Origin of the sequence: Spartinivicinus poritis, assembly GCF_028858535.1 — a bacterium.
Lineage (GTDB): Bacteria > Pseudomonadota > Gammaproteobacteria > Pseudomonadales > Zooshikellaceae > Spartinivicinus > Spartinivicinus poritis.
Window position 1 is genome coordinate 91,275 of sequence record NZ_JAPMOU010000023.1, and the last position, 9,862, is coordinate 101,136.

Below are 9,862 nucleotides of genomic sequence, written 5' to 3' on the forward strand. Positions count from 1 at the left end.
AGAGTTCATTTAGTTGTAGGTAGTATAGTGCTGATAAATGCTGGAGTAAGTACCATCTTTTTTCATATTGTTTAAAATGGCTTCAACATTGGCTACAAATTTTTTTGAAAAATTCTTTTTTGAGAATAATAAATAAGTTGGCCACTCTAATACAATTAGATTTTTATTATTGGGTGTTTTGATCATTTCCAACTTATCAATAAGTGCCTGTTTTCTTAGGTAGTATAGGGTAGGTATAATATCGGCTACAAAAAAGTCGGTTCTACCGGCAAGTAACATATGAACACTTTGCTCAACAGAGTCCGTTTTATAAATAGTTTTGAACTTACCTTTATCTAGAGCTTGTCTTAAGGCGCCACTACCATAAAGATAACCTCGGCGTATACCTATTGAGTATTGCTGAGTGTTCAATAGATCTGATGTTAAACTAATATTAGAACCTTTGCGTGTGAATAAAGCGTATTGCTGTAAAATTAATGTGCTATTGACATATCGTCCCCATTGTTGGCGAGTTTTGTTTTTACCTGCGTTAAACAGAATATCATTTTTCCCAGTTTTAACTTGGATGACAGCTCTGGCCCATGGATAAAAGTAAAACTTCACTTCTCTTGTTGGTGTGGTACGTTTAAAAATTTCTCTAATGATATCGATCGCAAGTCCTTTAGGTATATCGTTCTCACTATATTCATACGGAGGGTATTGCAAAGTGGCTGCAGTGATATAACGGTTGTCTGGGAATACAGTCCTAATAATGGTTAAGCCAACAAGAAATAGGAGAAAAAGAAGTTTTGGCATTATTAGATAAGCATAAAAGAGAGTCTGCTTTAATATAAATAACAGAGTAGCAGGTTCTAGTCGAAATCTACTAGCTTTTGTGTCAGTTTTATGGAGTGACATGGCAACTAAACTGTAATATGGGTGATATAAAAATAGAGCTACAATGTTAAGTTGTTTTTCCTGTAACTTTTTATTGCTGAGATATAATTATTAGAAACATGGATATGTTGACAGGTAAATATAGCCAAAGCGAATGGCTTTTAGGGGAGGCCGTTGAGCGATGAAGCCCCATGAGTTTATGTGTTTATAAATGATTGGGGTGAAGAGCGACGACAACAAACCCTAAAAATCATTCGAGAAGGGTATAACTATCAAGATGATGAAAGCACTAGTCAGTCGAGAGGGAAAGGCTGTTATAACCCAGTTACCTAGACCAACCATTACGAGTGACGATGAAATATTGCTACAGGTTATACTGGCTGGAATATGTCGAACTGATCTGCTAGTAGCTGATGGAACGATTTCTTGTTATAAGGAAAGTTCAGGTTGTCAGGAAAGTGCATTTGGTCATGAGTTTTGTGGCAGAGTAGTTGCTGCGGGGCATAGTGTTACTCATTTTTATCCTGGGCAGCGAGTGGCGGTTAACCCAGTATTGGCATGTGGGCAGTGTAGCGATTGTCAGTCGGGAAATGGTTATTTATGCAGCAATAGTGGTTTGTTGGGTATTAATGCCCCTGGTGCATTTGCTGAGTATATCAAAGTGTCAGCAAGCCAATGTTATAGAGTGGCAGAAAGTATTTCTGATCACTTAGTTGCTTATGCTGAACCTGTAGCAGCCATGTTATCAACTTTAAATTGTGGTATTAAACCTCAACAACACATTGGAATATTAGGCTCAGATCGCATTGCCAGGTTATGTCAGTTTATCTTATCAACTGAAGGCTTGGATGTTATTACTATAAATAAAGAGCAGCCAGTGGATGTATTACCAGTAGATGTATTAATAGTCACGTCATTTATTCGTGAGTGTTTACCGGTTAATTTGGTTAAACCTGGAGGAATGATCATTATTAAAAGTCGTTCTCCTTTTTCTTCTACAGTGTGTTATTCCGATATTGTTCAGCGGCGTTTGATTTTATTAGGGGTTAATTATGCACCCTTTACAACAGCACTGAAATTTATCGAAGCTTATCAGCAATCACTGATGCCGTTTATTGGTTCAAGTTACCCACTTGATCGCTTTGCTGGGGCATTTAAAGCTGATTCAGCTCAAAAAATATTTTTAGTGCCATGTGTGGGTTAGTTGTAATACAAGATAACAACTCTCGAATTGACCGCAAACTTATTCCTGCCATTCATCAAGCCATGCATCACCGGGGGCCTGATGGCAATGCATATTATTATCAGCCAGATTTGTTAATGTGCCACAACCGATTAGCGATTGAGGGTGAAAAAGAAGAGTTGCAACCTTTGTATAGTGTAGATGGTCAGTGTATTGCGGTAGTTAATGGTGAGCTTTACCCTTATCAGATGCTTCGACAACAACTTCAACAACAGGGGTATCATTTTCAAACCCAATCCGATAGTGAGTTGGCTATTGTGCTCTATCAGCATTATGGGCTGGATTTTGTTCACCATTTACGTGGCGAATTTGCATTGGTGTTATGGGATAAAAAGCGCTTATCACTAATAGCGGTTCGTGATCGTTTTGGGATTAAGCCCTTATTATACGGACAAGAAGAAGTATATGGACAAGATAATGCTAGTATGAAGTCTGGGCGTTGGTATTTAGCTTCTGAAGCAAAAGCCCTGTTTGCTGCTGGTTTTAAAGCCAAGTGGAGTAGGCAAGGTGTTGCAGAATGTTTTAGTCATCAATATCTTTTGCCTGGTAGCTCTTTATTTGCAGGAATAAAGCAGTTGCCACCGGGCCATATATTGATAATAAAACAGGGAAGAGCACAACTGCATTGTTATTGGAGAATGAGTTTTTCTCATCAATCTTCTTCAGACAATATATTAGATCAATTAACTCAAGCTGTCAGCATCCGTATACCTTCACGGCAACCTTGTGCATTTAGTTTAAGTGGTGGTTTAGACTCTAGTGCTGTTGTCGCGCTTGCAGCAAGAGAGTTAACCTATCAACCAGATTGTTATTGTGTGTCGTTTGATGACAATGACTACGATGAATTTCAATCAGCAGCCCAATTTGCTAAGCGACAAGGTTATCGATTACATCAGGTTAAGGTGAGTCGGGATGATTTAGTCAATTATATTGATGACGCTGCATTTTACTCAGAGGGTTTGGCTATTAATGGGCAGTATGTTGGTAAGTTTTTATTAAATAAAGCAATAGCGGCTGATGGTTATCAGGTAGTAATGTCTGGAGAGGGTGCTGATGAAGCATTTATGGGGTATGCGCATTTATTAAATGATTATTGTTGCTATGAATTAACTGGTAGTGAAAGGTCAACTGCATTAGCACAACTAATCAATAGTTATCCATTACAGCAAGGGCTCATGCTAGCTGATGGTGCTCAAAATCATGAAAGTGATCAAATTATTCCGAGTTTTTTAGTAGCAAAATTTTCGTTTTCACTGATGTTTAAAGAGCTTTTTAAACACGATTTTTGTGCTGAAGTTAATCAGTTAGTTATCCAAAAGCGATTAATAAATAATTACACAGAGTCATTACCGGCTAGTCAGTTAGCAAGCTTAATTTGGACTGAGCTTGCTTTAGCCAATTATATATTGAATACTTTAGGTGATGGAATGGAAATGGCTTTTTCGTTAGAAGGCCGGTTGCCATTTTTGGATCATCCATTATTTGAGTCAGCTACGGGGCTTGCAACCACTCATAAATTAAATAAGCTAACCACTAAACTAGTGTTACGCAAGAGCTTAGCCAACATTTTACCTGCCGAGATTATTGAGAGGAAAAAGCATCCTTTTATAGCGCCACCTATCTTGCAAAATTTGAGCAAGACTACCTATGAAGGTATCTTTGATCGTTTATCAACCCAGACTTTTAAGCAAAATCCAGTATTTGATCAGAAAAAAGTATTAAAATGGATCAATAATTGGCAATTGGTTTCAGAGGTAGAGCAAAAACGACGAGACCCTATCTTAATGATGCTATTATCATTTGCTGCACTACAGAGTCAGTTTAGTTTAACTGATATGGAGAAGCACTAGTGGCCAATCAGTCAGACCAGGTTTGGTGGAAACAATTGTATGATAATAACCTGGCAGAGATATTACTAGACAATGCTGACCCACAGGAAGCAGATAAAACCTTATTATTTTTAAAGCAGCAGTTAAATTTACAGCCAGGTCAGCGAGTATTAGATCAGTGTTGTGGTACAGGTAGGCTTTCGTTAGCACTGGCTAAACAGCATAAGGTGGTAGGTGTCGATTTAATAGCAGAATATGTTGAATGTGCCGCTCAAAAAGCCCGTGAACAGCACTTACAACTAAAGCTTTTTTGTGATGATGCATTTGATTTTTATTTATCACCTGCTGCTGATCTTGTTATTAACTGGTGGACAAGTTTCGGTTATGCAGAAAATGATGAACGTAATATACAAATGATTAAACGGGCCTATGAATCGTTAAAAATAGGCGGTTCTTTTGCTTTGGATTTTATGAATGTACCAGGGCTATATCGAAGCTTTCAAACGGATATGATGACTTGTGTACAAAGAAAGCAAGGCAAGTTGGTGTTAGTCCGTCATAGTGAAATTGACTTTAATAGTGATATTTTAAAGAAGGATTGGTATTATTTTTTGGAAAATGGCCAACGTATTCATCACCAAAGTCAAGTGAGGCTTTATTCTCCCGCTCAGTTGCTATCATTCTTTGAAATGGTTGGGTTTGCTCATGTAAAACTGTATGGTGACCTTGATGGTCAATCGTTATCATTATCCAGCCCGAGATGTATAGTGGTAGGGCAGCGAATATGATAAACACAATTGTCACCCCATATGCCTTTGCTAATAATATAAGATGGCGTCATAGCATATACCAAGGTGAAATATATAAACTGCCAGCTAGTCAGGTATCAACTGAGTTGGTGAATGCTATACAACAGCTGTTGCTGAAAACATTTGCCATTAATGAACTGAATTTTAATAATTTGGTGAATATTCATAACGTATTATCTGAGGCTGATTTTTTTGCTGCCATGAAATTAATCCGCCGTGAGCTATTTGAGCAACCAAAGTATACTGAACTGTTATCAAAGTATTTACTCAATTTGGGTTTTAAACAGGGGGAGGTGGCTTTTGAGCCACTCAGATTACGTGCTATTCGCCATAATGGACACCTGACTGAGCGAGCCAAGGCTGTTTATTATGCCCATCGAGATACCTGGTATGGGCATGCTCAAAGTGTGATTGTTGGGTGGATTCCTTTACATAATCAGGCTATTCATCAGACGTTTGAAATTTATCCAGATTGGTTTAACCGGCCTGTATCCAATAACTCTGAAGTATTTGATTATAATCAATGGCGTAGTGGCAATAATGATAAAATTATTGGCTGGCAAAAAAAAGATACCGGTTTAACCGCTGTTTATCCTGAAACCACTGCTGAGGTTCCCTTAGGTCGGCGTATTAAATTCAGCTGCACACAAGCTGAAACCCTGCTTTTTTCTGGTGCTCATTATCATCAAACCTTAAAACAAACCCGCAATCTGTCTCGTTTTAGTGTTGATTACCGGCTGATTCATCTGGCAGATGAACAGCAGCAACTGGGGGCGCCTAATGTTGATAATCGCTCCCGTGGTTCTGCGTTACAAGACTATATTCGTCTATGATCAACGACTTTTATCTGCAAGTAGTGGCTCGTCCTGAACAGACAGCACTATCAATTGATGGCTGTTCATTAACTTACTTTGGCTTGTGGCAACAAGCTGTTGCCAGTACCAGGTATTTAAAGCAGCATGGAGTACAGCAAGGTCAAATCATTGGATTACATTTAGCAAAAAGTAATCAACTGGTTGTGATGCAATTAGCTTGTTGGTTAGCTGGGGCTGCTTTTATGCCATTACCGATTGACTGGCCGATTAAACGAAAACAGCAAGCGCTAGATTATTCACAAGCTGTTGGTATTATCACAGAGATGAACATCAGTGATTTAACCGATAACATCAATCAATGGTTAACGGTTAATATTATCAGTGAATATAGCCGTGTTGATGATTGCGAAATATTTAAACATAACAGCCACCACAACAGAAGCTGTGTAAATAAAAAACTTAAAAATAACTACTATCCTGAGTCACAGCCAACGGACCTAGCATATGTTATTTTTACATCAGGATCGAGTGGTGAACCGAAGGGAGTGTTGGTTACATTTGCCGGTTTACCTACAGTTATTAACCAACAAATCCGTTTTACACGACTGAAACCAGGCGAGCGATGTTTGTGGCTACACCACCCTGGTTTTGATGCTTCAATTGCTGATATTTGGGTGGCTTTATTGGCAGGGGCAACCCTGATAGCAGATAATCATTTACAGTCAGCCAATTTATTACAGTTTATTGCGGTAAATAAGATTAACTATGTAGACTTACCTGCTGCATTACTACCTATGCTTGAGATTAACCTTGCCCCTGATTGTTTACATACTGTATTAGTAGGAGGCGAAGTGTGTGATCTTATGGCGTTGTGTCGCTGGGGCAAGTTAAAACGTTTGGTTGTGTCCTATGGGCCTACTGAAGCAACTATTTGTAGTAGCATGTATTTAGTGACAGGATATGAAACAGTGGCTAACTGGATTGGCCAGCCCTTAAATCATCTTCAATATTGGGTGGTGGATAACCAGTTACAACCGGTATTATCCGGGGAACCTGGAGAGTTAATAATTACTGGGCCAGGTGTTGCTGCAGGCTATTTAAACGGCAATACTAACAATATCCGGTTTGTTCAGTTTCAAGGTCAAGTAGGGTATCGAACGGGAGATCGTGTCCGTCAGGTTGATCAGAACTATCAGTTTTTAGGTCGGTTGGATAGACAGTTTAAATTGCATGGAAAATTAATTTGCCCTGAAGAAATTGAACAAGCATTATTACACCATACTGAGGTAAAAGAAGCTTATATATTTAAATTTAAGCAACAATTAATAGCAGCAATTGCCCCTGAGCTTGATTCACAGTTACTACAAACCAGGTTATTAAAGTCATTACCTTGCTGGATGAAGCCTCAACAATGGCTGTGCTTACCCAAACTGCCTAGAAATCAACATCAAAAAATTAGTCAAGCACAACTTATTCATGATTATGAGCAAAGAAATTTTGTTGCATCGACATGCCCTGTACTCACATTAATACGACAAGTGTTACAGCAAACAGCCATTGATTTTGAAGACGATTTGAAAGCCTGGTCCCCTAGTTCCATACAGTGGTTAGCGTTATTAATGGGATTGAAACAGTTGGGTATGGAAATCACTTATGAACAATTATTTGCATTTAAGTCCATTAAAGAAATTGTAAAACGGTTTGAAACATACAAGGATAACAATAGATGCTATTTATCAGAAAGTAGTAACAGTTTGAGTAGTGAAAAACTGAACCAAGCTTTGTTACAATATCCACCTCTTATATCATTAACAAAAAATACAAGACATAATGCAGTATTGCTGACTGGTGCTACTGGCTTATTGGGTGCTGAGTTGCTAGAACTATTAAGTCAGCATGAGCGAACAATTTACTGTTTGGTACGAGGTGCTAAAACAAGGTTGTACCAGCATTGCCAAAAATGGGGAGTAACTGTTAACTGGGATCAAGTCGTAGTGTTGGCTGGTGATATTCGTCAGTCTTATTTAAATTTAAGCGAATCAGAGTGGAAAATGCTAGCTGACCAGGTCAGTGATATTTATCATTGTGCAGCGGATACTAATTTGTTGAAAAATAACCAGCAGCTACAAGCAACCAACGTTACGGGTAGTTATCATGTATTGCAATTAGCTGCTTCGGGGCAGAAAAAACGTTTTCACTATGCCTCAACATTATCGCTGGTCGTAGACTCCAGTTGGCAATATCGGCGGGTCGATGAAAATAATTCACTAGACTCAGGTCAGTTTTATGGGGGATATACACAAAGTAAATGGCAAGCGGAGCAGTTAATTAGACGGCTTATTTCTGCGAATATTTTTCGATTTGGCTTGTTGACAGGTGTTGTTGGTAAGGGAAGATTGCCAACTAAAGACTGGTTTAATTCCCGGTTATTATTGAAGCCGGACTTTAGTCAAATACCTGCCAATGCCTGTGTTGATTTTACCCCGGTTAATTATGCTGCGAAACTGATGCTGGGAATTAGTCAGCAAACTGATGTGGGAACTTTTCATATTTGCAACCCTAACCCGGTATTAGCCAGTGATTTAGCATTAATCATTAATGCGCCTAAGTCGAAGTCTGTGAATAATACTTGTTGGTCATTTGAAAAATCGACAAATCCATTACGCTTATTTAAAATGACAAATACGCATATTGAGTCGAATATTGCTGCCCATTATGCTCAAATATTAAATTTGCCTTTTCCTGTAGTTGATAATAACTATCTACAACTATACTTGGAATTTTTATGGCAGCACTAAATCCTGATTTAAACGGTAAATTAACACGAGGCCTAGTACTGGGTAAATTCTACCCACCGCACCTGGGGCATCAATATTTAATTGCTTTTGCTGCTGCTTATGTTGATGAGTTGACCGTCGTAGTCGAAGCGATGCCAGCTGAACAGATACCAGCTAGTCGACGTATACAGTGGTTGCAGTCATTATTTGTTGAAGTAAAGTTTTTACTGTTGGCTGATTATAACCCGCAAGACCCAAGTGAAACCTCGGATTTTTGGCAAATTTGGCAAAGCAGTATATTACGGTTGCTATCCTATCCACCAGATGTTGTATTTGCCTCAGAAAGTTATGGTGAGCCCTTGGCAGCCTGTTTAGGTGCTGAATTTGTACCTGTTGATCCACTGCGTCAGTTAACTCCTGTATCAGGCACTGCCATTAGAGCTAATCCGTATCAGTACTGGCAATATTTATCTGACCCTGTGAAAAGTTATTATCGAAAACGTGTATGTATCTGTGGACCGGAAAGTACTGGTAAAAGTACGTTAAGTAAATGGTTGGCGAACCAGTTAGATACACGTCATCCTGAATGTAATAGTTTGGTGCCAGAATATGCCCGGCTGTTTTTAGAGCAGCAGCAAACCGAGATGACTGCACAGGATATAGTAACCATAGCCAAAGGACAGGCAGCTAGTGAAAAAGCCCTTATGAGTCGTGCAGGCCCTCTACAGATAGTGGATACGGGAGTTATTGCATCTAAAGTATGGAGTGAGTTTTTATTCGATCAATGCAGTACGACACTAGATAGCTTATCTCGGGAAACTCATTATGACTTATATTTATTGTGCTACCCTGACATACCTTGGGTAAAAGATGATATTCGTTATTTACCCTGTCAGGGGCAGGCATTTTTTGATCGGTTGCAGCAACTTATATTAGAAAGCCGAAACGCTCAAGTGGAGATTATTAAAGGGAATTGGCAGCAGAGAAGGGGTATTGCGCTTCAGGCAGTACTACAGCTGATTGAATAACATATACCCTTCGCGAATGTTTTTTTAAGGGGTTAGCTTATTTGTCGCAATAAGCTCTTCAATAAATCGACATCTTATTTTTTATTCTTCCTGTTCGTACTTTTTTTGAAGAAATAACGTTATTTGCGGTAGTAAAGCAATATTTTTTGAGAGAACATGATTACTGTTCTCTGGCTAAGCAGGCTTTAATATAGTTAAATTAATATGAATGTAGGGAGACACAGATAAGTACTAGGCAGTCGTTAATGACTTCAGGTGGATGATTATAGAAGCACAAGAGAATTGGTAGCGGGGGCTGGATTTGAACCAACGGCCTTCGGGTTATGAGCCCGACGAGCTACCAAGCTGCTCCACCCCGCATCAACACACAACTAATTTTGTAAACTAATTTGCTTTGTAAAAAACTAGTGGTAGCGGGGGCTGGATTCGAACCAACGACCTTCGGGTTATGAGCCCGACGAGCTACCAGACTGCTCCACCCCGCA

General features: G+C 39.1%; 7 protein-coding genes and 2 tRNA genes. 6 read left to right on the forward strand and 3 right to left on the reverse strand.

Going from position 1 to position 9,862, the window contains the following annotated elements; genetic code table 11:
* Positions 1-9 precede the first annotated feature (9 nt).
* Complete coding sequence (locus tag ORQ98_RS17340; RefSeq protein ID WP_274690071.1) at positions 10-795, reverse strand: substrate-binding periplasmic protein; 786 nt, start codon at positions 793-795, stop codon at positions 10-12.
* Between the two features lie 358 nt (positions 796-1,153).
* Between ORQ98_RS17340 and ORQ98_RS17345 the strand changes: the two genes are divergently transcribed.
* The 6 genes from ORQ98_RS17345 to ORQ98_RS17370 are packed head-to-tail and all read left to right on the forward strand — an operon-like array spanning position 1,154 to position 9,377.
* Entirely contained in the window at positions 1,154-2,080 is a 927-nt protein-coding gene (locus tag ORQ98_RS17345) for a zinc-dependent alcohol dehydrogenase (RefSeq protein WP_274690072.1), read from the forward strand.
* A complete protein-coding gene (gene asnB / locus ORQ98_RS17350) occupies positions 2,068-3,969 on the forward strand; it encodes an asparagine synthase (glutamine-hydrolyzing) (RefSeq protein ID WP_274690073.1) in 1,902 nt (633 codons plus the stop codon). Before ORQ98_RS17345 ends, asnB begins: the two co-directional genes overlap by 13 nt.
* A complete protein-coding gene (locus tag ORQ98_RS17355; protein ID WP_274690074.1) occupies positions 3,969-4,736 on the forward strand; it encodes a class I SAM-dependent methyltransferase in 768 nt (255 codons plus the stop codon). Before asnB ends, ORQ98_RS17355 begins: the two co-directional genes overlap by 1 nt.
* Complete coding sequence (locus tag ORQ98_RS17360) at positions 4,733-5,590, forward strand: hypothetical protein (protein WP_274690075.1); 858 nt, start codon at positions 4,733-4,735, stop codon at positions 5,588-5,590. Before ORQ98_RS17355 ends, ORQ98_RS17360 begins: the two co-directional genes overlap by 4 nt.
* Positions 5,587-8,370 (forward strand): AMP-binding protein, encoded by a 2,784-nt coding sequence (locus tag ORQ98_RS17365; RefSeq protein ID WP_274690076.1) that lies wholly within the window; start codon positions 5,587-5,589, stop codon positions 8,368-8,370. The genes ORQ98_RS17360 and ORQ98_RS17365 overlap by 4 nt, the downstream gene beginning before the upstream one ends.
* Entirely contained in the window at positions 8,358-9,377 is a 1,020-nt protein-coding gene (locus tag ORQ98_RS17370) for an AAA family ATPase (protein ID WP_274690077.1), read from the forward strand. The genes ORQ98_RS17365 and ORQ98_RS17370 overlap by 13 nt, the downstream gene beginning before the upstream one ends.
* A 283-nt stretch (positions 9,378-9,660) precedes the next feature.
* On the opposite strand, the gene ORQ98_RS17375 is transcribed toward ORQ98_RS17370, so the two are convergent.
* Positions 9,661-9,737 (reverse strand) — tRNA-Met (locus ORQ98_RS17375).
* A gap of 48 nt (positions 9,738-9,785) precedes the next feature.
* Positions 9,786-9,862 (reverse strand) — tRNA-Met (locus tag ORQ98_RS17380).

Bases quoted from the DNA above. Each gene is read 5' to 3' on its own strand.
- ORQ98_RS17345 (WP_274690072.1), top strand. From the start codon at position 1,154: ATGATGAAAGCACTAGTCAGTCGAGAGGGAAAGGCTGTTATAACCCAG.
- ORQ98_RS17370 (WP_274690077.1), top strand. From the start codon at position 8,358: ATGGCAGCACTAAATCCTGATTTAAACGGTAAATTAACACGAGGCCTA.
- asnB (WP_274690073.1), top strand. From the start codon at position 2,068: ATGTGTGGGTTAGTTGTAATACAAGATAACAACTCTCGAATTGACCGC.
- ORQ98_RS17360 (WP_274690075.1), top strand. From the start codon at position 4,733: ATGATAAACACAATTGTCACCCCATATGCCTTTGCTAATAATATAAGA.
- ORQ98_RS17365 (WP_274690076.1), top strand. From the start codon at position 5,587: ATGATCAACGACTTTTATCTGCAAGTAGTGGCTCGTCCTGAACAGACA.
- ORQ98_RS17340 (WP_274690071.1), bottom strand. From the start codon at position 795: ATGCCAAAACTTCTTTTTCTCCTATTTCTTGTTGGCTTAACCATTATT.